Annotated in this window: 23 protein-coding genes and 1 other RNA gene; 19 read left to right on the top strand and 5 right to left on the bottom strand. The window is 63.6% G+C overall.

The window, feature by feature from the left end; translation table 11 throughout:
- Nucleotides 1-73 precede the first annotated feature (73 nt).
- The 4 genes from ACOFKT_RS11270 (at nucleotide 74) to ACOFKT_RS11285 (ending at nucleotide 4,082) form a co-directional block, all read left to right on the top strand.
- Nucleotides 74-1,111, top strand: a complete 1,038-nt coding sequence (locus ACOFKT_RS11270) for a zinc-dependent alcohol dehydrogenase family protein (protein ID WP_419804093.1) — start codon at nucleotides 74-76, stop codon at nucleotides 1,109-1,111.
- Nucleotides 1,112-1,114: 3 nt separating this feature from the next.
- The gene (locus ACOFKT_RS11275) at nucleotides 1,115-1,573 is read left to right on the top strand and encodes a DUF4174 domain-containing protein (RefSeq protein ID WP_419804094.1); all 459 of its coding nucleotides are present in this window, start codon (nucleotides 1,115-1,117) and stop codon (nucleotides 1,571-1,573) included.
- Nucleotides 1,574-1,635: 62 nt separating this feature from the next.
- Nucleotides 1,636-3,132 (top strand): sensor histidine kinase, encoded by a 1,497-nt coding sequence (locus ACOFKT_RS11280; RefSeq protein WP_419804095.1) that lies wholly within the window; start codon nucleotides 1,636-1,638, stop codon nucleotides 3,130-3,132.
- A gap of 167 nt (nucleotides 3,133-3,299) precedes the next feature.
- Nucleotides 3,300-4,082, top strand: coding sequence for a hypothetical protein (locus ACOFKT_RS11285; protein ID WP_419804096.1), 783 nt, complete (start codon nucleotides 3,300-3,302; stop codon nucleotides 4,080-4,082).
- A 54-nt stretch (nucleotides 4,083-4,136) separates the two neighbouring features.
- Here the strand turns inward: ACOFKT_RS11285 and ACOFKT_RS11290 are convergent, their stop codons facing one another.
- The 3 genes from ACOFKT_RS11290 to dprA all read right to left on the bottom strand — a co-directional run bounded on the left by ACOFKT_RS11290 (nucleotide 4,137) and on the right by dprA (nucleotide 8,950).
- Nucleotides 4,137-4,421 (bottom strand): DUF427 domain-containing protein, encoded by a 285-nt coding sequence (locus ACOFKT_RS11290; RefSeq protein ID WP_419804097.1) that lies wholly within the window; start codon nucleotides 4,419-4,421, stop codon nucleotides 4,137-4,139.
- A 204-nt stretch (nucleotides 4,422-4,625) separates the two neighbouring features.
- Nucleotides 4,626-7,475, bottom strand: a complete 2,850-nt coding sequence (gene topA / locus ACOFKT_RS11295) for a type I DNA topoisomerase (protein WP_419804098.1) — start codon at nucleotides 7,473-7,475, stop codon at nucleotides 4,626-4,628.
- Between the two features lie 266 nt (nucleotides 7,476-7,741).
- On the bottom strand, nucleotides 7,742-8,950 hold the full coding sequence (gene dprA / locus ACOFKT_RS11300) for a DNA-processing protein DprA (RefSeq protein ID WP_419804099.1): 1,209 nt from the start codon (nucleotides 8,948-8,950) through the stop codon (nucleotides 7,742-7,744).
- A 156-nt stretch (nucleotides 8,951-9,106) separates the two neighbouring features.
- Here dprA and ACOFKT_RS11305 point away from each other — a divergent pair, with 156 nt between their 5' ends.
- Nucleotides 9,107-9,970, top strand: coding sequence for a menaquinone biosynthetic enzyme MqnA/MqnD family protein (locus ACOFKT_RS11305; RefSeq protein WP_419804100.1), 864 nt, complete (start codon nucleotides 9,107-9,109; stop codon nucleotides 9,968-9,970).
- 59 nt (nucleotides 9,971-10,029) lie between these two features.
- Nucleotides 10,030-10,701: a YqaA family protein gene (locus tag ACOFKT_RS11310; protein ID WP_419804101.1), complete on the top strand. Its 672-nt coding sequence runs from the start codon at nucleotides 10,030-10,032 to the stop codon at nucleotides 10,699-10,701.
- 69 nt (nucleotides 10,702-10,770) lie between these two features.
- Here ACOFKT_RS11310 and ACOFKT_RS11315 read toward each other — a convergent pair whose 3' ends face one another.
- Together ACOFKT_RS11315 and ffs are read right to left on the bottom strand one after the other, a co-directional pair.
- Nucleotides 10,771-11,787, bottom strand: coding sequence for a beta-ketoacyl-ACP synthase III (locus ACOFKT_RS11315; RefSeq protein ID WP_419804102.1), 1,017 nt, complete (start codon nucleotides 11,785-11,787; stop codon nucleotides 10,771-10,773).
- 139 nt (nucleotides 11,788-11,926) lie between these two features.
- Nucleotides 11,927-12,024, bottom strand: an RNA gene (gene ffs / locus ACOFKT_RS11320) — signal recognition particle sRNA small type.
- 102 nt (nucleotides 12,025-12,126) lie between these two features.
- Here ffs and rimO point away from each other — a divergent pair.
- The 13 genes from rimO (at nucleotide 12,127) to ACOFKT_RS11385 (ending at nucleotide 22,609) form a co-directional block, all read left to right on the top strand.
- Entirely contained in the window at nucleotides 12,127-13,698 is a 1,572-nt protein-coding gene (rimO, locus tag ACOFKT_RS11325; RefSeq protein WP_419807154.1) for a 30S ribosomal protein S12 methylthiotransferase RimO, read from the top strand.
- Nucleotides 13,699-13,749: 51 nt separating this feature from the next.
- A complete protein-coding gene (locus tag ACOFKT_RS11330; RefSeq protein WP_419804103.1) occupies nucleotides 13,750-14,061 on the top strand; it encodes a hypothetical protein in 312 nt (103 codons plus the stop codon).
- Nucleotides 14,062-14,070: 9 nt separating this feature from the next.
- Entirely contained in the window at nucleotides 14,071-14,508 is a 438-nt protein-coding gene (locus tag ACOFKT_RS11335; protein ID WP_419804104.1) for a DUF4760 domain-containing protein, read from the top strand.
- Nucleotides 14,509-14,511: 3 nt separating this feature from the next.
- Nucleotides 14,512-14,745, top strand: a complete 234-nt coding sequence (locus tag ACOFKT_RS11340) for a DNA gyrase inhibitor YacG (protein WP_419804105.1) — start codon at nucleotides 14,512-14,514, stop codon at nucleotides 14,743-14,745.
- 74 nt (nucleotides 14,746-14,819) lie between these two features.
- A complete protein-coding gene (locus tag ACOFKT_RS11345) occupies nucleotides 14,820-15,416 on the top strand; it encodes a phosphatidylglycerophosphatase A (RefSeq protein ID WP_419804106.1) in 597 nt (198 codons plus the stop codon).
- 27 nt (nucleotides 15,417-15,443) lie between these two features.
- Nucleotides 15,444-15,881: a hypothetical protein gene (locus ACOFKT_RS11350; RefSeq protein WP_419804107.1), complete on the top strand. Its 438-nt coding sequence runs from the start codon at nucleotides 15,444-15,446 to the stop codon at nucleotides 15,879-15,881.
- Nucleotides 15,865-16,944: a gluconolaconase gene (locus ACOFKT_RS11355; protein WP_419804108.1), complete on the top strand. Its 1,080-nt coding sequence runs from the start codon at nucleotides 15,865-15,867 to the stop codon at nucleotides 16,942-16,944. The genes ACOFKT_RS11350 and ACOFKT_RS11355 overlap by 17 nt, the downstream gene beginning before the upstream one ends.
- A gap of 4 nt (nucleotides 16,945-16,948) precedes the next feature.
- On the top strand, nucleotides 16,949-18,202 hold the full coding sequence (locus ACOFKT_RS11360; protein WP_419804109.1) for a competence/damage-inducible protein A: 1,254 nt from the start codon (nucleotides 16,949-16,951) through the stop codon (nucleotides 18,200-18,202).
- A gap of 27 nt (nucleotides 18,203-18,229) precedes the next feature.
- Nucleotides 18,230-18,874: a glycerol-3-phosphate 1-O-acyltransferase PlsY gene (gene plsY, locus ACOFKT_RS11365; protein ID WP_419804110.1), complete on the top strand. Its 645-nt coding sequence runs from the start codon at nucleotides 18,230-18,232 to the stop codon at nucleotides 18,872-18,874.
- Between the two features lie 106 nt (nucleotides 18,875-18,980).
- Nucleotides 18,981-19,973 (top strand): NAD(P)H-dependent glycerol-3-phosphate dehydrogenase, encoded by a 993-nt coding sequence (locus ACOFKT_RS11370; RefSeq protein ID WP_419804111.1) that lies wholly within the window; start codon nucleotides 18,981-18,983, stop codon nucleotides 19,971-19,973.
- 147 nt (nucleotides 19,974-20,120) lie between these two features.
- A complete protein-coding gene (ftsY, locus tag ACOFKT_RS11375; RefSeq protein WP_419804112.1) occupies nucleotides 20,121-21,524 on the top strand; it encodes a signal recognition particle-docking protein FtsY in 1,404 nt (467 codons plus the stop codon).
- Nucleotides 21,525-21,553: 29 nt separating this feature from the next.
- Nucleotides 21,554-22,093: a DUF4337 domain-containing protein gene (locus ACOFKT_RS11380; RefSeq protein ID WP_419804113.1), complete on the top strand. Its 540-nt coding sequence runs from the start codon at nucleotides 21,554-21,556 to the stop codon at nucleotides 22,091-22,093.
- Nucleotides 22,094-22,183: 90 nt separating this feature from the next.
- Entirely contained in the window at nucleotides 22,184-22,609 is a 426-nt protein-coding gene (locus ACOFKT_RS11385) for a YidB family protein (protein ID WP_419804114.1), read from the top strand.

Here is a 22,609-nt window from a genome sequence, read left to right on the forward strand (position 1 = left end):
ATCTGCTTTCTCCCGCAGCGGCAACACCGCACACGGCAGAAGCAGGTCCTTTCCCTGTCCGCATCCAATCAACATGCTCGCAAAATCCCTGCAGCTCACCAGCGACTTCTCGATCGACGCTCTCGAATACCGCGAAACCAACATCCCTGAACCACAAGCAGACGAAGTCCTTGTCCGCATCCGCGCCGTTTCCCTGAACTACCGCGACTTGATGGTCGTGCGCGGACACTACAACCCGCGCGTGCAAAAGCCGCTCACGCTCTGCTCCGACGCCGCAGGCGAAATCGCCGCCATCGGCAGCAACGTAACCGGCCTCAAGGAAGGCGACCGCGTCGTGACTAGCTTCTTCCTCGACTGGAACGACGGCCCGATCCAAAGCAACAATCCATGGCCTTCCGCGCTTGGCGAAGCACAGCAGGGCGTGCTCACCGACTATCGCGTGCTACCCTCCCACTCCCTCGTCAAAATCCCAGACAGCCTCAGCTTCGCAGCGGCAAGCACGCTGCCCTGCGCTGGCGTCACCGCCTGGAACGCGCTCACACGCTTTCAACCCATCACCGGAGACAGCACGGTCCTCTTGCAGGGCACCGGCGGCGTCAGCATCTTCGGCCTTCAGATCGCGTATGCGCTCGGTGCCCGCACCATCCTGACCAGTTCGTCCGACGAAAAGCTGGCCCGCGCCCGCACGCTCGGCGCCGACGAGACCATCAACTATCGCACCACGCCCGAGTGGGACCGCGCCGTGCGCTACCTTACCGGCAAACGCGGCGTCACGCACGTGCTGGAGGTCGGCGGCGCGGGCACCATGCCACTCTCCATTCGCGCGGCAGCACCCGGCGGCCTCGTCGCCCTCATCGGTGTCCTGTCCGGCACGGAGCAACCGCTCAATCTTTTGCCGCTGCTCATGCACAGCCTTCAACTGCAGGGAATTCATGTCGGCTCAACTGTCATGCTGCGCGACCTCGTGCAGTTCTACACAGAACATCAGCTCAAGCCGGTGGTCGACAGGACCTTCCTATTCACAGAGGCACAGCAGGCCCTGCGCGCTCTCGAAGGGGCCGGCCACTTCGGTAAGCTCGTCATCACGCTCGACGACAGCGCATCCAACTAGCCTATGCGCCTCCGCACGGCTGCCCTGCTCATCGCGCTCGGTGCTCTAACCTCTTCCATGACCAGCTTCGCCCAGAATCGCGCCACCTTAAACGCACTGCGCGACACCGCGCGCCTGCTGCTCATCTTTGCCGGTGCGAACGACGCCCGTGCCCAGCAGCAGCTTTCCGATCTCGCCGCACATGCAGCCGAAGTCCGCGACCGCGACATGCGCGTGATTGTCATGAACATCGTGCCCTCCCACACTTCGAACGATTCCGCTCTTCCGCAATCCACCTTTGCACCAGAGGAAGAGGCCTACGCCCGCCAACGCTTCCATGTCGGGCTGAATGAGTTCGCCGTAGTCCTGGTCGGCAAGGACGGCGGTGAGAAGCTTCGCTCCTCCAACCCCATCCCATGGCAGAAGCTCGCCTCCACCATCGACGCCATGCCCATGCGGAAAGAGGAAGCAAAGCAGAGGTAAATCGTACTCACAGGAAACAGTTCCCGCCCCGCGTTCGTTACATTGGAAGCAGGAGGTGCACGATGGGCTCTGCCGAGGTCGAGTTGTACCCGGAGATGATCAACGCTGACGGCCACCCCGCCCAGGCGCCGCTGCCCCTTGCCATAGATCAGGTCATTGCGCGCCTCATCCACGTGCGTGGCCTTGAGGAGATCAGCGCGTCCGGCCTGCGCTGGCTCGCCAAAAATGGCACCCAGCGCTTCTACGACGACGGCGGACTTGTCTTCTCGACCGGTCAGCCGGCACGCTCCATGTTCATCCTCATCGACGGCGACATCCACGTGCGCCGCCTGCCTTCCGGCCCGGTTTCTTACTTCGTCGGCCGCGCGGCCCAGCTCACCGGCAAACTTCCCTTCAGCCGCATGAAGACGTTCGGCGGTGAAGGTTTTGCCGTCGGCAAGGTGTGGGGACTCGAGTTCGACCAAGACATCTTCCCGGAGATGCTGCAGGCCGTGCCCGGCATCGCCCAGCTCAGCGTCTCCATCCTGCTGGACCGCGTGCGCGAAGTCACCCGCATCGAGCAGCAGTCCGAAAAGCTGAACGCCCTGGGCAAGCTCGCCGCCAATCTCTCCCACGAGCTAAACAATCCAGCGTCCGCTGCGCGCTCCGCCGCGAACAATCTGTGGACGGAGCTGCGCACCTACGGCGACACCAAATACCGGCTGGGCGCCATGCATTTCACCCCGGAGGCAAAGCAGAAGTACTGGGAGTGGACCCAGACGGTGCGGCCGCTTCTGGGCGCGAACGACAAAGCTCTGCTCTCTGACCCGGTGGTGCAGACCGACCGCGAAGACGCCATTGCCGCGTGGATGCGAAATCACGGCATCGAAGAGCCGTGGCGGTTCGCGCCAACGTTGGCGGAAACGCAGATCGAAGCTCCACACCTGGACGGCCTCGCCGAGTCGCTTTCGGCCGAAGCTCTCCCTGTCGCACTCGCCTCTTTCAGCGCAGCGCTCAAGGCCGAGCGCATGACCGACACCATCATCGACGCCACGCGCCGCATCTTCGACCTGATCTCCGCCATCAAGGACTACTCCTACATGGACCAGGCGCCCATCCAGGAGATCGACGTGACGCAAACGCTCGACACAACCCTGGCAATGCTCGGCTCGCGCCTGGGTGCGGTCGAGGTCATCCGCGAGTATGCACCGGACACCCCGGTCATCAGTGCCTATGGCAGCGAGCTGAACCAGGTCTGGACGGCGCTGATCGAAAACGCGCTGGACAGCATGGACCAATGCGAACGCGATCCGAGTGTGCTTCGCCTCAGAACCTCCGCGAACGGCCCAAACGTGCTCGTTGAAGTGTGGGACAACGGCCCGGGAATCGACCCGGCGATCCTTTCCCGCATCTTCGAGCCGTTCTTCACGACCAAGCCGGTCGGCGCGGGCCTGGGTCTGGGCCTCGACGCTGCCAGCCGCATCGTCACCAAGCACCGCGGCGTCATCTCCGTTGAATCCAAACCAGGCGAAACCTGCTTCCAGGTGCGCCTGCCGATCGAGCAAACCGGCGCTTACTGACGATTCGCAAAAAAACATAGAACGCTGGTGTGCCCCCGTGCGTATCAACGCATGTGCGCCCTTCCCGCAATTGCGTCCTTGCCGCTGCCCTTTGCCTCCCGTTCACGCTCGCCCGTACCCAGGCCATCGGCCAAAGCTCACCAGCCGCACCGGATGCTGTCGAAATCATGGCACACGTGGCTGCGAACCAGCAGATGGCTGAGGTCGAGCGATCGCGTTACACCTACGTTCAGCACGCGGACGCGGCCTCACATAAAGGCCACAAGGTAATCTGCCGCGAGACGACGGACACTCGCGTCACACCCACGACGACCGGGTCGGGCCGGCAGCTGCTCACGCTGGACGGCAGTCTTTGGCTGAACGGCCGTTACACCCGCTACACCCATCCGCTCACTGCAGACTTGAAGCCCGGCGAATCGCGGGAGATCACGCTCAAGAACGACGAGGACGTTGACGTGAACCTCGTCGAGCACATGCGCGACAACCTGACCAATACGCAAGCGAAGGACGGCTTCCATGCCGGCCTGTTTCCATTGACCGCCAAGGCCCAGACTGGTTACCAATACGCGATCGTTAAGCGGGAGCCGATGAACGGCCGTGACACCTGGCTCATTCACTTCAAACCCAAAGACAACAGCGAGTTCGATTGGGAGGGCGACGCCTGGATCGATACCGCCGCATACCAGCCGGTCTTCGTCCGCACCCACCTCTCACGCGGAGTTCCCTTTCTGGTCAAAACCATGCTTGGGACCAACGTGCCCGGCCTGGGTTTCGCCGTGACCTACGCGCCGCAGCCTGACGGCGTCTGGTTTCCTGTCACCTTCGGGACCGAATTCAAAATTCACGTGCTGTTCTTTTTCAGCCGAGAGATCGCAATCGACGTACAGAACCGCGACTTCCAGAAGACGCATTCCGACGCACGCATCCTCGACAGCGCCACGACCGAGTAAACGGCAAACGGGCACCGGAGTCCGGTGCCCGTTTGTAATCGCGAAGGTTAGCGCTTACTTGGTGACTTCTACGCCCCGCCAGAACGCCATGTGGTGTTTGACCGAGCGGGCCGCCGGCTTCGGGTCTGGGTAGTACCAGGCCGCGTCGGGGTTTTCCTGGCCATCGACCAGCAGCGTGAAATACCGCGCTTGCCCCTTCCATGGGCAGGAAGAGGTGGTGGAACTGGGGCGCAGGAATTCGCGCTTTACCGACTCTTCCGGGAAATAAACATTACCCTCGATCGTCTCAAAGTTTTCGCTCTCGGCCACGGTGTGGCCGTTCCACATTGCTTTCGCCATTGGCGGGAAATCTCCGTTCCTCTGTCAGGAATGCACAACTCCGGTTTCCGCGCGCCCGCAAATGCTGCCCATGCGGCGATCCTCACAGAAACCGTCCCATCCCTTGTAACAGTATCTTCTACATTCGACAAAATCAGAGCCGGAAAGACTCAGGTCTTTTTCGACCCAATCCAAAACTGCAGGCTGCCAATCAAACGTTAGCGCTTACGCAACCGCAAGCGGCCGTGTCTGCTCGGGGTCCGGAACAACCAGCTTCGGCACCTCAATCAGTGCGGCCGGCTCCGGTTTGCGGTTCGTCCGGTTGTCATAGTCGCAGTGCACCGGATCCGTGACCGGTTCCTCCTTTGCGCCCTTCTTGGGACGGCGTTTCGGCAGGGCATCGTGGTTATGCGGGCACACCTCGTGCAGAAAGCCGTCCTGCTTGTTGAACACCTCAACCAGGTACGTGCTGTTGCCCTTGGGGCATGGCGTCGCGATCAGCTTCTGATTGCTCGTAAAATCGCACTTCGGGTAATTCGTGCAGCCATAGAACGTGTTGCCCATCTTGGACTTGCGTTCCGCCAGCGAGCCGCCACATTTGGGACACGCCACGTCCAGCAAGGTCTGCTTGACGTACTTGCACTTGGGGTAGCCCGAGCAGGAAACGAACTCGCCGTAGCTACCCTGCCGCTTCACCAGTTCCATGCCGCACTCCGGGCAGGGCTCGCCGGTCGGCTCGGGTGGCTTGGATTGCACCTTCTGGTTCAGTCGGCGCACGGTCTTGCAGGGCGGGTCGGCGTTGTAGTCCGGGCAGCTCATGAACGGGCCGAACGGGCCGTTCTTCAGCACCATCTGCTTGCCGCAGTTCTCGCAGAACTCCTCTTCCTCGGTGTCGCCCGCCTCCATTGCGGCCAAATCGGGCTTGCCGGCGAAGTTTTCCTTGGTGAAGTCGCAGCTCACCGGGTCAATCAGAATGCTCTTGCCGCGAGTCGCCGCGACCTTCAACGCCGCCAACAGGGCCTTGTCGTCGTGAACCTCTTCCGAGAACGCCTCGGCGTCATCGACCATCCCCTTCACTTCAAACGGGTACGTTAGCGCTTTCGTAATCCGCTGCACGGTCGCCTTCGGGTCTTTTTTATACGAAGCGACCGCGATCGTCTTTGGCTTGCTCTTGGTGTAGTTCGAGCAGGAATAGAACGATCCGAACTTGCCCCAGCGCAGCACCAGCGGCGAACCGCATTTTTCGCACAGCTCCTTCGTCGGCTTTTCCCAGCGCTTGATTTCCTCCATCGACTTCTCGGCGACCTTGATCTCGTCGGTCAGGTGGCCGTAGAAGCCGTTCAAGAGGTCCGTCCACTTCTCCTCACCATCCTCCACGCGGTCCAGCTCTTCCTCCAGCCGGCGCGTGTAATCCATATCGAAGATGTAGGGGAAGTTCTTGACCAGCAAGGCGGTGACGACCATGCCGATTTCTGTCGGCACGAACTTACGCGCGAGCTTCTTCACATACTCGCGGTCCTGGATGGTGTTGATGATGCTGGCGTAAGTGGAGGGCCGGCCGATGCCGCGCTCCTCCAGTTCCTTGACCAGCGACGCCTCGTTAAACCGCGGCGGTGGCTCAGTGAACTTCTGCTCCGTCAGCACAGCCAGCAGGTCCAGCGCCTGCCCCTGCTTCAACACCGGCAGGGCAGCGTCATCTTCGTCTTCCTCGCTCACTTCTGCCTGCATCGCCTTCGCCTCGGCGGCGGCCTGCGCCTTCCCGAGACGCGCATCGGCAATCTTCAGGAAGCCATCGAACTTGAGCACGGAACCGCTCACGCGCAGACCGTACGTGCGGGCCGAACGGCCCTCGATCTCGACCGTGGTCTGGTCGTAGACCGCTGCCGTCATCTGCGATGCGACGAACCGCCGCCAGATCAGGTCGTAGAGCCGGAACTGCTCGTCTGACAGATACTTGCGAATGCTATCCGGCGTGTACGCGACGTTCGTTGGACGAATCGCCTCATGTGCGTCCTGCGCGTCCTTTTTGCCGCGAAACTCGTTCGGCTTCGTGGGCAGGTAACGGTCGCCAAGACCGCCGATGTACTTGCGCGCGTCCTCAATTGCCACCGGGGCGACGCGAGTGGAATCGGTACGCATATAGGTGATCAGGCCGACGGTGCCATCGGAACCAATCTCCACACCTTCATACAGCCGCTGTGCGACGCCCATGGTGCGTTTTACGTTGAAGCCGAGGCGGTTCGACGCTTGTTGCTGCAATTGCGAGGTGGAGAAAGGTGCCGGCGGGTTGCGGCGGCGCTCCTTGGCCTCCACGCTGCGGACGGTGTACTTTGCCGACTCCATCTCGGCCTTTGCCTGGCCCGCGGCGTCGCCATCGGGCAGGGCGTTACCGCTAACGCTCTCCACTGTGAGGCGCGCGCCGTTGATGCTGTGCAGCTTGGCCGTGAACTCCTGCTTGCCAGCCTGCGGCTTCAGCCGGGCGTCGACCGGCCAATACTCGACCGGCACGAACGCCTTGATCTCGTTTTCGCGGTCCACGATCAGCCGCAGGGCGACCGTCTGCACGCGCCCGGCGGACAGTCCGCGACGCACCTTGTCCCACAGCAGCGGCGAGATTTCATACCCCACCAGCCGGTCCAGAACGCGCCGGGTCTGCTGTGCATCGACCAGGTTGCCGTTCACGTCGCGGGCACGCTTGAAGGCGTCGACGACGGCCTTCTTCGTGATCTCGTTGAACGTAACTCGCTGAATCGTCTGCTTGTTCTTCAGCCCCGGCTCAATCTGCAGCTTCAGGTGATACGCAATTGCCTCGCCCTCACGGTCCGGATCGGGCGCCAGGTATACGGCATCGGCCTTGGCGGCCAGCTTTTTCAGGCGCTCAACCAGCTTTTCCTTGCCCGGCGACACGATCAGGTTGGGTTCAAAGGTGCGGCGCTTCAGTTCCACGCCGATGTCATTCTTCGGCAAATCCATGATGTGGCCCAACGAGGCCTCCACCGTGTAATCACTGCCCAGATATTTATTGATCGTCTTCGCCTTGGCAGGCGATTCCACGATCACGAGATTTCTTGCCATACTTCACTTCCGTTCCTGGCCGCCACCCGCCTGGCACCGGCCCCCGGGTCCTACCCGGCCGCCCCGGCCGTGCACGCCCGTTACTGGGCGGCAACACTCTGGGCGCTTAATCCTCTGTCTCGCTGAGACGCTAACACGATCCGTTCGTCGCGTCACGTTAGCCGGTTTGACTCGTCCCGGCGTGGTTTCGATTCCAAGCGGTTTCCGCAACACGCTCCCTGGTGGTTCCAAAAAGGGACCGACCGCGCCTGCAATGTGCAACTTAGCTAGAAGGTGCGGACGTAATTCTTGCCCGGCATCTGGCGGATGCGACCGGCCAGCTCCAACTCAAACAAGGCTGTGAATATCTCGGCGGACGGCAGTTCCCCTTCCAGCCGTTCGATCAGACCGTCCAGTTGAGTGGCTTCGTCGGCGCGGAGGTGCGAGTAGACCAGCCGCTCGGTCGGCGGCATCTCCTGCTCGGCAAATAAGGATGCGGCACCCCCGCCCAGCGATGCAGCCCCACCCGCGCCACTGCCGCCGGCGAGCATCGCCAACCGGTCCTCCAGCTCGATGCGTGCCTGGCTGGGCAGATCCTCCCACACGTCTTCCCAGGTCGCGGTCAGCTTGGCGCCCTGCTTGATGAGCGTGTTGGGTCCCCACGCATTCTTGTTGGTCACGTTGCCGGGCACGGCGTACACATCGCGGTTCTGCTCCATGGCGCAGCGCGCGGTGATACGGGTGCCGCTATGCTCCGCCGCCTCGATGACCAGCACGCCCACGCTCATGCCGCTCAGTACGCGATTGCGTAGCGGGAAGTTCTGCGGCGCGGGGAAGGTTCCGGTGGGAAACTCGCTCAGCAGGCATCCGCCGCCCGCCAGGATCTGCTCGGCAAGACGTTTGTTTTCCTTGGGATAGATCACGTCGATGCCTGTCCCCCACACGGCCACCGTCTTCCCCTTCGTCTCCAAGGCGCCTTTGTGCGCTTCCGTATCCACGCCGCGCGCCATGCCGCTCAGAATGACCACGCCGCGCGAGGCCAGGTCGCGCGAAAGCATCTGCGCCATGCCCGCGCCATAGGGCGACGGGTGCCGCGTGCCCACCACCGCAATTCCAGCCAGGCCGAGCAACGCGGTCTCACCACGGAACCAGAGCACGGGCGGCGGGTCGTAAATCTCGCGAAGCCGCTGCGGATAGTCTTCGCAGTCGTGCGTCAGGATGCCGGCACCCTGTTCGACGACGCGCTGCATCTCAGCCTCGGCGGCGAGCAGAGCCTTGCCATCGTGCACGAACTGCGCCGCCGTCGCGGGCAGGCCCAGGGATTCCAGTTCGGTCAGCGGCATGCGCAACAGGTCGGCGGGCGTTTGGGTGCGTGACATGGCACGCAGCGTGCGTGTCGGACCCATGCCCGGCGTTAGCGCTAACGCAAGCCACGCAAGTCGGTCCTGCTCCGTAGTGGAGCGCGGACCGCTCACCTCTGCGAACGATGTTGCCATGGTTCCGTAATCCTTGAAGCGTGTAGGCGATCGCCTGTTTATACAACAGCGAGAGCTTCGCACCTCTAACACTTAGTGGCCATGCGTAAGCCCCGAACCTGCGTGCTTGTCTGGATGCGTTGCGCCCGCGGGACGGCAGCTCTCATCCAACCAGGAGTGCCTGCCGCTGTATCAGCCCGCCTGCGCGTCGCCGCCATCGATTTCCTGAACCCTGCGCCTCTGCTCTACAACTTTGAGCACTCGCCCATGCAGGAGCGGCTGGCCCAGCGGTACGACGTGCGCTACACCTCGCCGGCACAGTGCGCGGAGCAGTTGCGTACCGGCGAGGCCGATCTTGGGCTGGTGCCGATCGGCGCGATGCCGTTTCTGCCCGGTGGTGCCGCGGTGCGGGGATGCACGATCGCCTCGGAGGCGCCGGTCCGGTCAATTCAACTGGTCTTGCGGCCGGGCTGCACACTGGGTTCCGTTCGCAGCCTGGCAGCCGACGCGGCCTCGCGATCCTCCCTGGCCTATGTGCAACTGCTGCTGCGTGCCTTTCACCGGAGCGACCCGGTGGTGGCCACTGCTCCGGCCGACCTGCCGGCGATGCTGGCAACGCACGAGGCCGCTCTACTGATCGGCGACCCGGCACTGCTTGCGCTGGAAGCGCGCGACCGCAGCGGCGTTTTCGCGGAGTGCACCTGGATCGACGTGGCTAGCTGGTGGCGCGAGTACACCGGCCTACCCTGGGTCGCCGCGGTGTGGGCGGTACGTACCGCAGCGCTTACGGAAACCGGCATGGACGCCGGCGTGCTCGCGGCGGACCTGCTTGCGTCACGCGATGCGGGTGTGGCGCACGTGGAAGACCTTGTGCGCGAGTGGAAGCCACGCATCGCCCTGCCGGCCGGCACGATTCGCACCTACCTGACGCAGAACATCCAATATGTGCTGGACAGTAATTGCCTGCAAGCAATCGAGCGGTTTTACCAACTCGCCGAGGACACGGGTGTGTTGCCCCCGTACAACTTTCCACTGCTCTGACAACAGATCACGCAAGCGGCGCGACTTCAATGCTTTGGGACGCGTCAGAACAGGTACACATGCCATCACTGGTCGCCACCGTTGTGTTTGCCGCCGCCGGGAAGAAGCACGGGCTGCTGGGATACTTCATGCGGCTGGGACCATTGGGGCTGTTCCTGGTGTCCGCGATCGACAGCTCACCGATACCGCTGCCGATTCCGGGATCGTCGGACATCCTGGTGACGCTTTTCGCGGCGCAACGGCATGGCTGGGTGCTGGCGACGCTGATCGCGACACTCGGATCCGTGGTGGGCGGCTTTGCGAGCTACCAGACGGGCAAGGTGGGCGGCGTGGCCTTGCTGGACCGTGTGGTGCCGAGCCGCTTTCGCGGTCGCATGACCCACTGGTCAGAGGAACATGCGCTCTTGTCTGTCGCGGTGCCGGCGATCCTGCCGCCGCCCGCGCCACTCATGCCATTTCTGATTGCCGCGGGAGCGCTCTGCATGCCGCGCCGGAAGTATTACCCAAGCCTTCTGGTCAGCCGGTTTCTTCGTCACGCCTTTTTTGCGTGGCTCGGCGTGCACTACGGACGGGCGATCTTGCCGATCTATAACCGGTTGGCTGAGCGGTATGGCTGGATCGTGTTGCTGGTGGTGTGGGGGTCGGTGGTGTTCGCCATCATCTACGCGGTGGTGAAGCTGCGGCAGGTGCGCAGCGGACGCGAGGTGCCGAAGGGCGCGGCGCCGGCGTAGAGAGCGTAAGCGGCAAGCGCGACGGCTCTAGGAGTTTATGACGGAGCGTGTCGCTGCCGCGGAAGTTCCTTAAAACTCCCACCGCAGCAACGTGGCGCCCACGGTAAAGCCCGCGCCTACGCTGGCGAGCAGAACCAGGTCGCCGTTTTTGAGGCGGCCCTCTTCGATGGCGGTTCCCATGCCGAGCGGGATGGTCGCGCCGACCGTGTTGCCGTAGCGGTCGATGTTGATCAGCACCTGCCCGGGCTGCATGCCGAGGCGTTCAGCAGTTGCCTCAATGATGCGCCGGTTGGCCTGGTGCGGGATCAGCAGCTTCAGGTCGCTGACTGTGATGCCATTGCGCTCCAGCATGCGCTCGGTCGCTTCCTGCATTTTGCGGACCGCGAATTTGTAAACCGTCGAGCCGTCCTGCTTGATGAAATGCATCTTGGACTGAACGGTCTGCACGCTGGCTGGATGCAGCGATCCACCCGCAGGCATGCAGAGACTGTCACCACCGGAGCCGTCGATCTCATGCCAGAAGTCGATTAACCCGACCTCGCCCTCGCCGCAGGGTTCCAGCAGAACGCAACCGGCGGCATCGCCGAAGAGAATGCAGGTTGACCGGTCGGTGTAGTCGGTGATGGAGCTCATGGTGTCGGCGCCGATGACCAGCACCTTGTCGTGCGCGCCGGACTCAACCAGCTTCGCGCCCACCTGCAGCGAGTACGTGAACGCGGAGCAGGCCGCGGAAAGGTCGAAGCCCCAGGTATTTGCCGCGCCGAGGTTGTTCTGCACCAGGCAGGCAGTGGCGGGAAAGAGCATGTCGGGCGTGACGGTGCCGACGATAATGCACCCGATTTCGCTAGCGTCGATGCCGCGGCGCTGAAGGCAGTCCTTTGCGGCTTCAGTGGCGAGCACGCTGGTGGGCGTGCCGGGCTCGGCCAGGTGACGCTCACGAATGCCGGTGCGCTCCACGATCCACCTGTCGTTGGTGTCGACCATGCGCTCCAGGTCGGCGTTCGTGAGAATGTTGGGCGGAACGTAGGTTCCGACAGACGAGATCTTGGCGCGGCGTGCGACGCGAGGCTTCAACTGCAGGCTCAAGTGGCTTTCCTCTCCAGCGCATGCCTTGTGGCACACGAACACACCTGTTGAGAATACCGCCAGGAAAGCAAGTCAGCGAGTCAGCAGGTCAGCGAGTCGACGGCAGGAAGCACGGTGCCTGGGCGGGGGCGAACGCAAAAAGAACCGGGTGACCCACTGCGCACTCAAGAGCTCACTACCGTTGCTCCCTTCCGGGCCTGGCGGGGTTCGTGAGAGTAAGTCGCGTGGGACCCGGCTCAGGAGCAAGTTTACCATCGGTTTCGCGGTAAACTGGATGATGTGCCGACCGATGAAATCCTCGCGCCAGAGCAGGCGACCGTTCCATCCGCGCTGACGGACATACCCGCACGTCCCCGTATCGGGTTTGTTTCACTCGGCTGCCCCAAGAACCTGGTCGACAGCGAAGTGATGATGGGATTGCTGCACCACGCGGGCGCGGAGCTGACGCCGCGAGCGGAGGATGCGGACATCATTGTGGTTAACACCTGCTCGTTCATCGATTCGGCGAAGCAGGAAAGCGTAAACACCATCCTGGAGATGGCGAACCACAAAACGGCGAACGGCGGCCGCGCGCAGAAGCTGATTGTGGCGGGCTGCCTGGTGGAGCGATACCGGGATGAAATTCGCAAGAACATTCCGGACGTGGATGCGGTGCTGGGCACGGGCGAGTTGGACGCCATTCTTGCGGCTGCCGGCATGCAGCCGGTGGGGACTGCTGGCACATCGCCGTTCACGATTCTAAGTGGGACTACAAACCAGCAGGTCAGCGAGCCGGCGAGTCAGCAGGATGCAGCGTTGATCGACCGTGCGTCCAGCGCGGTGCGCAAGCATTCACAGATAGAAGTGCCGGAGCAGACGTCGCGGCCCGAGGGCGATCTGCGCGAGAAACAGGGCCGGTTCAACCGTGAGGCATGGGATGGTGCGACGGCTGAGTTGCCGAGCTATCTGTACTCGGACGAGACGCCACGCATCCTGACCACGCCGCGCGCGTCGGCGTACATCAAGATCGCCGAGGGTTGCGATCATCCCTGCGGCTTTTGCATCATCCCGCAGCTGCGCGGCAAGTTCCGGTCGCGGCGCATCTCGTCCATCGTGAACGAGGCAGAGAACCTGTTGCGGCAGGGTGTGCGCGAGATCACGCTGATCGGGCAGGACACGACTTGCTACGGCGAAGACCTTGGATTGAAGGACGGCCTGGCGATGCTGCTGGAGGCGCTCGCCACACTGGAGGTGCCGGGCGTGGGCCCCATTCACTGGCTGCGCTTCCTGTATGCGTATCCGAACAAGGTCACGACGCGGCTGCTGGACACGATCGCCGCGCACGACAACGTCGCGAAGTACCTGGACGTACCGCTGCAGCATGCGTCGGCGTTGACGCTGAAGCGCATGAAGCGCGGCGGCTCGGGCGCGATTTTTCTGCGCATGCTCGAGAAGGCTCGGGCGATCGTGCCGGGCATCGCGATCCGCACCAGCTTTATTGTCGGGTTTCCGGGCGAAACGGACGAGGAGTTCGCTGCGCTGGAAGACTTCGTGAAAGCCGCGAAGATCGACTGGCTGGGCGTGTTCAGCTACTCGGACGAAGAGGGCGCGGCGGCGTTCGACCTGGGAGCGAAGGTGCCGAAGCGCACGATCGAGGCGCGCCGACGACGCTTGATGCGCACGCAGATGAAGATCAGCGCCAAGGCACGTGCGGCGCAGGTGGGCCGCGTGATCGAGGTGCTGGTCGAAGGTCCGTCAGAAGAGACGGAACTGCTTTGGCAGGGCCGCACGATGCAACAGGCACCGGAGATCGACGGTCACGTGCTGATCAACGATTTCGGTGATCACGAAGACTTGGTGCCTGGCACGTTTTACCGCGCGGAGATCACCGAAGCGCACGACTACGATGTGGTCGCGAGGATTGTGGACTGATCGATGCCTACGCGACGGCTCACTTCGTCTGAACTCGAGATTGCAAATCGCATGCTTGCCGTGCTGCGTACACAACTCGACGAGCATGCGAATGGTGACTCCGACCTCTTGTTCGCTTTGCGACGCAAGATTTACAAAGAGCTCACCTACGACGAGCGAGGCAAGCCCATGCATCGGCGAGCATTAAAGCTAAAAAAGATCAAAGAGCAGGGCGGCCTTTGTTTTCTCTGCCAAGAACAACTTCCGGCCAGCTACACGGTGCTGGACAGGCTTGAGGCAATGCCAGGCTATACAGCAGCAAACACGAGGGTGCTCTGTCGAGATTGTGACACCCGCACCCAGATCGAACGACGGTATTCGTAAGGAGTAACAATGGCAACCCCAGCCGATGCAGAACTGATATTGAAGCTGTACGAACTTCGCCGCGAGCCGGTTATGCGCGAAGCGCGCAAGTTCGTTGTGGCCGATTTCAATCCAACGAACGAAAGCGAGCTGCTTGCCGTGCAGCGCGGCATGGGAACGCCGCAGAACGCACTTTGGCGGCAGGCGGTCACGTATTGGGAAATGGCCTCGACGCTATGCCTGCACGGCGCGCTGGACGCGGAGCTTTACTTCGACGCGAACATGGAAGTGATCGCCGTCTACACCAAGTTTTTTGAGCTGTACAAGCAGGCCACGGGCGCGGACTTCATGCCGCAGACGGCGAAGCTGATTGCGAAGACCCCGTCCGCACAGACGCGGGTGGAAAACCGCAAGAAGGCGATGGCGCGTGACACGGAACTGGCGGCTGCGACGGCGGAGAAAGGGTAAGGCATGGAAGCGAACACAGCAGGAACATCCGCCGCAAGGAAAACGCTTTCCTGTCCCACCTGCCGCAAGCCGGTCGCCACGGGAAGCGAAGACTTCCCGTTTTGCAGCGACCGCTGCCGCCTGCTGGACCTGGGCAAGTGGGCAAGCGGCGAGTACCGCATCTCGTCGCCGGTGCTGGATCCGGACCTGCTTGAGGACATCGAGAGCGGCCAATTGCGCGGCGGTAACGAATCGTAGAACAGAGTCGGGTGGCGGGTCTTCGCGGGAATGTTGACAGCGTGCCGCGCCTCCCGTGCATCCGATAGCGGCAGATGCCGAGACTGATTCCACGCTGGAGCCGGCCGCGCGGCCCTGCAAGCCTTCCAGACGCGGCAAACGACCGGTTGGTGAACGATGCCGTATTCGCCGCGGGGCATTTGCCGGGCGTGAAGCGCACGCGGTGGGCCTGGATCGTCGGCACCTTCTTTGGCTTCGGCACGCTGCGACCGGGGCCGGGCACGTTTGGATCGATCGCGGCCACGCTGGTGTGGTTCCTGGTGATGCGGCGTATGCCGAGTGCGGCGATCCCGCTGGTGACGCTCGCGATGGCGGCGGCGGCAACGGCCATCGGCATTCCAGCGGCGACCCGGGTAGCGCGCGAAAGCGGCCGCAAGGACCCGCAGATCGTCGTGATCGACGAGGTCGCCGGGCAATGGCTGGCGCTTGTCTTCAGCGCGCCCACGTTACCGCTGACGCTGCTGGCATTGCTGCTCTTTCGCGTCTTCGACATCACCAAACCGCCTCCGGTGCGCGCGCTGGAAAAGCTGCCGGAGGGTACAGGCATCGTGGTGGATGACCTGGCCGCGGGCGGGTATGCGCTGGTGGTTGGCATGTTGCTGCAATTGGCGTGGTTCTTTCGCCACCACTAGCACGGGGCAGCGGTCATCCTACCCGGCATGAATGACGCACAGATGGAAGAGGCGACAGAGCAGTCCAGCACGCGTGCCGCGGCGCAGAAGCTGCTGGGAGCGATGCTGGTAGGCAGCGGAACAGGACACCTGACCGTTCTGCGCAAGCCGTTTTACGCGCAGGTGCCGCCGTGGGTGCCCCTGGACCCGGATACCGTGGTGGTGCTGTCGGGGCTGGCGGAGATCACGCTTGGCGCAACGCTGCTCTTGGCTAAGAAGCGGCGCCGTGCCGTGGGCTGGGCCGCCGCGGCGTTCTTTGTGGCAATTTTCCCAGGAAACATTGCGCAATGGCAGCACCATCGCAATGCCTTTGGCCTGGACACGGACGCGAAGCGCTTCGCCCGGCTCTTTGGCCAGCCGGTGCTCGTCGGCTGGGCGTTGTGGGCCACGAATGCGCTGCGGCAGAGGCGTGTTCGCGAAAGATGACGCGGGATTTACCCTGAAAGAGATGTCATTGCTGGATCAGTTTCGACAGGCGGACGCACTCGCGCCGCACATGGACGCGGTAGCGCCGCCGGCAGCGATGCCAGGCGGCATTCTGGATGTGCGCGGTTCGCGCCTGATAGCCGCGCTGCCGCTGGAAGCGCGCATCGGCGAAACGGCGCTGCCGTTCAGCTTTCTAGGCGGCAACCGGGTGTCGCTACGCGTGCCTGAGGGCACCATTCCCGGCGACTTGACGCTGCGCTCGGGCGAGCATGTTTCGAACGCCATCGCGGTGCAGATCGCCGTGCCCGTGAGCGATAACCTGCACCCCATTACCAATCCCGCGGTCGACACGGACGGGAACATATACGCCACCTTCAGCGGAACGCGCGGGCAGACGGTGCCGGTGTCAATCTTCCGGCTGGATCGTGATTTTCAGCAGCGGCCATTTGTACGCGACCTCCCGAACGCGAGCGGCCTGGCGTTCGGCCCGGACGGCTTCCTGTACTGCTCGTCGCGCGCCGAGGGCACGGTGTATCGCATTGCGCCCAACGGCACCATGACGCAGTGGGCCGAAGGCATGGGCGTTGCGACGGGGCTGGCGTTTGACGCGGAAGGCAACCTGTACGTGGGCGACCGCAGCGGCACGATCTTCAAGATCAACAGCGCGGGGAATGTGTTTGTTTTTGCCACGCTTGAGCCGTCGGTTTCGGCGTACCACCTTGTCTTCAACGACGCGGGCACGCTGTTTGTCACGGGGCCGACGACGAGCTCGAATGAAGTGATTCACGCCATCTCTCCCGAGGGCGAGGTGACGATCTGGTTCCGCGGACTGGGCCGGCCACAGGGCATGGCGGTTGACCGCGACGGCAACCTATACGTCGCTGCGTCATACCGTGGCGAACGAGGCATTCATCGCATTACGCCGCGCCGCGAACACTCGCTTTCGGTGAGCGGCAGCGGTCTGGTCGGTCTCGCATTTCTGGACGACGGCGCCGTCGTGCTGGCCACGACCAACTCGCTGTACCACGTGGACATGGGCGTGGGCGGCCGCCTGCTAGGTTAGCGCGATGAGAGGCATGGTTGCGGAGATCATCGCGGTCGGGTCAGAGATGTTGACGCCGTATCGCGTGGACACCAACTCGCTGGCGCTGACGTCAGAGTTGAACAAGCTGGGCGTTGCGGTCGCGTTCAAAACGATTCTGGGCGACGATCTTGGACAGTTGACCGAGGCGGCCCGCATCGCGCTTGGGCGGGCGGACATTGTCCTGTTCAGTGGCGGCCTGGGACCCACCGAGGACGACCTGACCCGCGAAGCTGTCGCCGCGGTGCTGGGCGTGAGCATGCAGCGCGACACGTCGATTGTTGACGGTCTGCGCGATCGCTTTCGCAAGCGTGGCATCGAGCTTCGCGACAACAACATGAAGCAGGCGGACGTGATCGATGGCGCGGAGGTGCTGCCGAACGCGAACGGCACCGCTCCGGGCCAATGGATCGACACAGAGTTTGAGGGGAAGCGGCGGATCCTTGTCCTGCTGCCCGGACCGCCCAAGGAACTGACGGCGCTGTACACCGATCAGGTGGAGCGGCGGCTGCGCGGCGTGGTGCCTCAGGTTCACATCGCGACCGCGAGCCTGCGCATGGCCGTAGTGCCCGAAAGTGAAGTGGATGCACGCACCGCGCCGATTTACCAGGAGTACAGCGACGTGCAGACCACGATCCTGAGCACACAGGGTGAGATCCAGCTGCACTTTTTGGCGAGCAAGGGGACAGAGGCGGAGGCGGAGGCACGCGTCGCCGAGGTGCAGGGGCGATGCGCCGCGGAGATGGAGCCATTCGTCTTCAGCGCGGAGAACGAGACGCCGGAGCAGGTGGTGCTGTGGCTGCTTGGTGAGCGCGGACAGACGCTGGCCGTTGCGGAAAGCTGCACGGGTGGGCTGCTGGCGCAGCGCATCACCGCGGTGCCGGGGTCGTCCAAGTCGTTTTTAGGTGGCGCGGTGGTCTACTCCAATGCGTTGAAAACGGCATTCGCGGATGTGCCGCCGGCGATGCTGGAGGAGCACGGCGCGGTGAGTGAGCCGGTGGCGCGGGCGTTGGCTGAGGGCATACGCGCGCGATGCGGCGCGGACCTGGGCGTGGGAATCACGGGCATCGCCGGGCCGGATGGCGGGACCGAAACGAAGCCAGTGGGCCTGGTCTACCTGGGCATCGCAGACGGCGCGGAAACGCGGGTGCTACGGCTGAACCTGGGTGGCGACCGCGAGCGCATCCGATGGTTCGCTTCGCAGCATGCGCTGATGGAGTTGCGGAAGCGGCTCCTGTGATGCGGCGCTGCTAGACTCAGAGCCGTTATGAACGACACAATCTTGATCGTGCTGAGCCTGGGGATCGCTTACCTGCTGGGATCGATTCCGTTCGGGTACATCCTGGTGCGCACGTTCCGGCACGAAGATATCCGCGCGACGGGCTCGGGCAACATCGGCGCGACGAACGTGGCGCGGTCGGGCGCGAAGGGGCTCGGCGTGGCGACGCTGGTGCTCGATACGCTGAAGGGCTGGCTGGCGGTGTACATCGCGCAGCGGCTCGCGCTGCACTATGGTGCGTTCCCGAAGGGCTATGACATCGCCGCGCTGGCCGGTTTGGTCGCCGTGCTGGGGCACATGTTCCCGGTGTGGCTGGGGTTTCGCGGCGGGAAAGGTGTGGCGACCGCGCTGGGCGTCTTCCTGGCGCTGATGCCGGGCGTAACGTTGGTCGCGGTGCTGGTCTTTGCGGTGGTGGTTGCGTTCACGAAGTACGTTTCGCTGGCTTCCATCGTCGGGGCCGCGGTATTGGCGATTCTGGCGGTGCTGTTCGACGGGCGGCACCGGTTGATTGTGGACCTGGTGTACATCGCGATCGCGCTGCTGGTGATCTGGAAGCACAGCGGTAATATTGCCCGGCTGCGCGCGGGCACGGAGCCGAAGTTCGGCCAGAAGAATGCGGCAACGCTGCCCTGAACGGGTGCGGCATGCGGAGAATGCAGGTCTCTCCACTTCGCAGGACGGTGGAGCTGTCCTGCTCCGGTCGAGATGACACCGCGTTGAAGCTGCAAGAAGGAGATTGATGAGCCGCATTGCTGTAATTGGAGCCGGGGCCTGGGGTACGGCGCTGGCGTTGTCGCTGGCGCGGCAGGGCCGGCACGACGTGACGCTGTGGGCGCACTCCCCCGATCACGCGGCGGAGATGGAGCATGCGCGCGAGAACGCTCGATACCTGCCGTGCTTTGCATTGCAAAGTGAGCTGAGCATCACGAACGACCTGCTCTCGCTGCCGGGCCGCGCAGAAGTGCTGCTGAGCGTGACACCTTCGGTCAACCTGCCGGAGACCATCGCCGCGTTAGCGCCGCTGCTGAGCGAACGGCACGTGTACGTGTCGGCGTCCAAGGGTATCGAGGACGGCACCCACCGCCGCATGAGCGAGGTGGTCGCGGCGGTCTCGCCGGTGCGGTTCGCCGTGCTGGGTGGGCCATCGTTTGCGAAGGAGGTGGCCGCGGCGCTGCCGACAACAGCCACGCTGGCCTGCGCCGACGCGGAAGTCGCACGAGCGTTGCAGGCAGACTTCAGCTCGGAGTCGTTGCGCGTGTACACCAACGACGATGTGACCGGTGTGGAGCTGGGCGGCGCGCTGAAGAACGTGATTGCGCTGGCGGCCGGCGTGGTCGCGGGGCTGGAGCTTGGCTCGAACGCAGCCGCGGCGCTGATCACACGCGGCATGGCGGAGATCACGCGACTGGCCGTCGCCTGCGGAGCGAAGCCCGAGACCCTGGCGGGTCTGGCCGGCTATGGCGATCTGGTGCTGACCTGTACCGGATCGCTTTCGCGAAACCGCACCGTGGGTGTAGAGCTGGGCCGCGGCCGCAAGCTCGACGAGATCATCGCTTCGCTGAACGGCAAGGTAGCCGAGGGTGTTCGCTGCACCGGCGCGGCGCGGGGCCTTGCGGCGCGCCACGGCGTGGAGATGCCCATTACGGAAGAGATGTACGCGATCCTGTATGAAAGCCGCAGCCCGCATGAGGCAATCCGTTCCCTTATGACGCGACCCGGACGCGGCGAGTAAGGGCAAACGCGGTGCTGGCTTTCGCGAAGAATGCGGGTTTCTCCACTCCGCAGGACGGTGAAGCTGTCCTGCTCCGGTCGAAATGACAAGGCCTTGCTCAAACGTGACCGGGAGAACAACGACCTGAACCGCCGTACACTAAGGTCGATGCCGATATCCCTGTTTGGCCGCGACGAAGAGCGAACGAAAAAGCCGAGTTTCTTTCAGCGCGTAAAGCAGGCGGTCACCGGCGTGGCGCCGCCCGCGCCTGAACCGCAGGCCGAAAATCCGCAGCCCGCAGCAACGCCAGCAGCGCCTGAGAAGTATCCGGCGCCGATGCCGCTTGGCGCGACGCCCGAGGACGCATTTGCCGCTCCGGAGACTGCGGCGGAGCTCGCCGAGGTCGAAGGTCTGGAGACGCCCGGGGTCGACGCGTTTGCGGTTGCGCAGACCGCGGCCGAGCCCGAAACGTTTGAAGCGGTAGAGGCCGCTCTGCCCGTGCACGACGCGCGCGCGCCAGAGCAGCCGATGGTGCGCGTCTCCGTACCGCCGCCTGTGGCCGCCGCACCCGCCACGTCGACGGTGCAGGTAAATGAGTTCGGCTTAAGGCCGATGACCACGAACTTCTCCTTCGGCGGGTACGCATCCGCCGAAGAGGAAGACGCCAGCTTCCTGGACCGCATGCGCACGGCGGCGTCGCGCACGCGTGAGTCGTTGTCGTCCTCGCTCGACTCGGTTCTGTCGCTGGGCCGCGCGGTCGATGAGGAGACGCTTGAGGAGCTGGAAGCCGTGCTCTTGACCGCCGACCTGGGCGTGACGACCACGAACGAGGTCATCGGCAACCTACGCGCCCGCGCGCTCCGCGAAAAGGCGACCGGCGCCGAGTTGAAGGGCATGCTGCGCGAAGAACTGCGGCGCATTCTGGACGCGGTCGACCAGCCGACGAATCACCCCGCGCACGCGCCGGAGGTCATCATGATGGTCGGCGTAAACGGCACCGGCAAGACGACCACCAGCGGCAAGCTGGCCACGCTGTACGGCACGCACGGCCGACGCGCTCTGCTGTGCGCCGCCGACACATTTCGCGCCGCGGCCATCGAGCAGTTGGAGGTTTGGGCGAAGCGGTCCAGCGTGGACATCATCAAGACGCGGCAGGGTGGCGACCCCAGTGCCGCGCTGTACGACGCGCTGACCGCGGGCAAGGCGCGCGGCGTGGACATTGTGATCGTGGATACGGCGGGCCGCCTGCACAACAAGGCCGGCCTGATGGCCGAGTTGGAAAAGATGCGGCGCACGGCAGAGAAGCTGGTTCCCGGCGCGCCGCACCAGACGTTCCTGGTCATGGACGCGACCACCGGCCAGAACGGTCTGCAGCAGGCGCGATTGTTCCTGGAGTCGGCGCGCGTGTCCGGCATTGTGCTGACCAAGCTGGACGGCACCGCAAAGGGCGGCGTGGTGCTTGCCATTGCGCGCGAGCTGAAGCTGCCCGTGGTCTTTGTTGGCGTGGGTGAAAAGATGGAGGATATCCTGCCGTTCAACGGCGATGATTTCCTTACATCGCTGCTGGGCTGATCCCGCGCAAGCGTTCGTACAGAAGGACTATGGAAGCCAGCGAAATCCAGGAGTTTGTCGAGCAGCAGGAGAAGGCATCGGAGACGCACATGTATGCGGTCTCGTTCTCCATCAGCGTACTTGCCGTGCTGGTCGCGCTTGTCACGGTGCTCAGCCATCGCGCCCACACGGCGGCGGTGTTGAACCAGGCGCGCGCGTCTGACGAGTGGGGTCTGTACCAGGCGAAAAAGATTCGGCAGTCCAGCATCAACACGACCGTGGATCTGCTGAACGTGCTGAAGCCTGGTGATGCGGCGGCGAAGGCGCGCATCGCCGAGTACAAGCAGCACACCGCAAAGTGGGACGCGGACCTGCTCGCATCGGAGCACAGGGCGCGCGAACTCGAAGAGCAGGTGGAGACGGAAGAGCATCACGCCAGCCGCTACGACGCGGGTGAGGCTCTTCTGCAGATCGCGGTTGTCCTGGCTTCCATCACTCTGCTCACGCACCAGCGCATCTACTGGTTCGTCGCGCTGTCGATCGGCGGCGTGGGGGTGATCTTCGCAGCGCTCGGCTTTTTCGCGCACTAAGTTGGCGAGGTTGACGACCACGCCAAATCCCGACATCACGCAACGGCTCGCCGCTTCCCGTCCTCTCACGTGCCGGTATGGAGGTTGAGTATGGGTTTGATGGACATGGTTTCCTCGATGGTCGGCCAGGCCGGTGGGCAGCAGAACGACAATGCTACGGTTACGGGCGGCTTGATGGATGAGCTGCAGAGCCAGGGCGGTGGTGTCGGTGGCGTGATGCAGTCCTTTCAGCAGAACGGTTTGGGAGGCCTGATTCAAAAGTGGTCGGGTGGACAGACCACGCCTGCAGCGCCGTCAGAAGTGGAGCAGGGCCTGGGCGGCACCGGCATGATCGACAACATCGCGCAGCGCACGGGCATGTCGCCCACCGTAGTCAAGATGGGCCTTGCGGTCGCTGTCCCGATGCTGATTCACCACTACTTTTCGAACGGACACGTGGACCAGCAGGGACAGCAGACCGGACCACAGCCAGAGCCGGGCGGCGTTCTGCAGTCGATCCTGGGCCGCATTATCTAG

This window comes from Terriglobus sp., assembly GCF_965201105.1.
Lineage (GTDB): Bacteria > Acidobacteriota > Terriglobia > Terriglobales > Acidobacteriaceae > Terriglobus.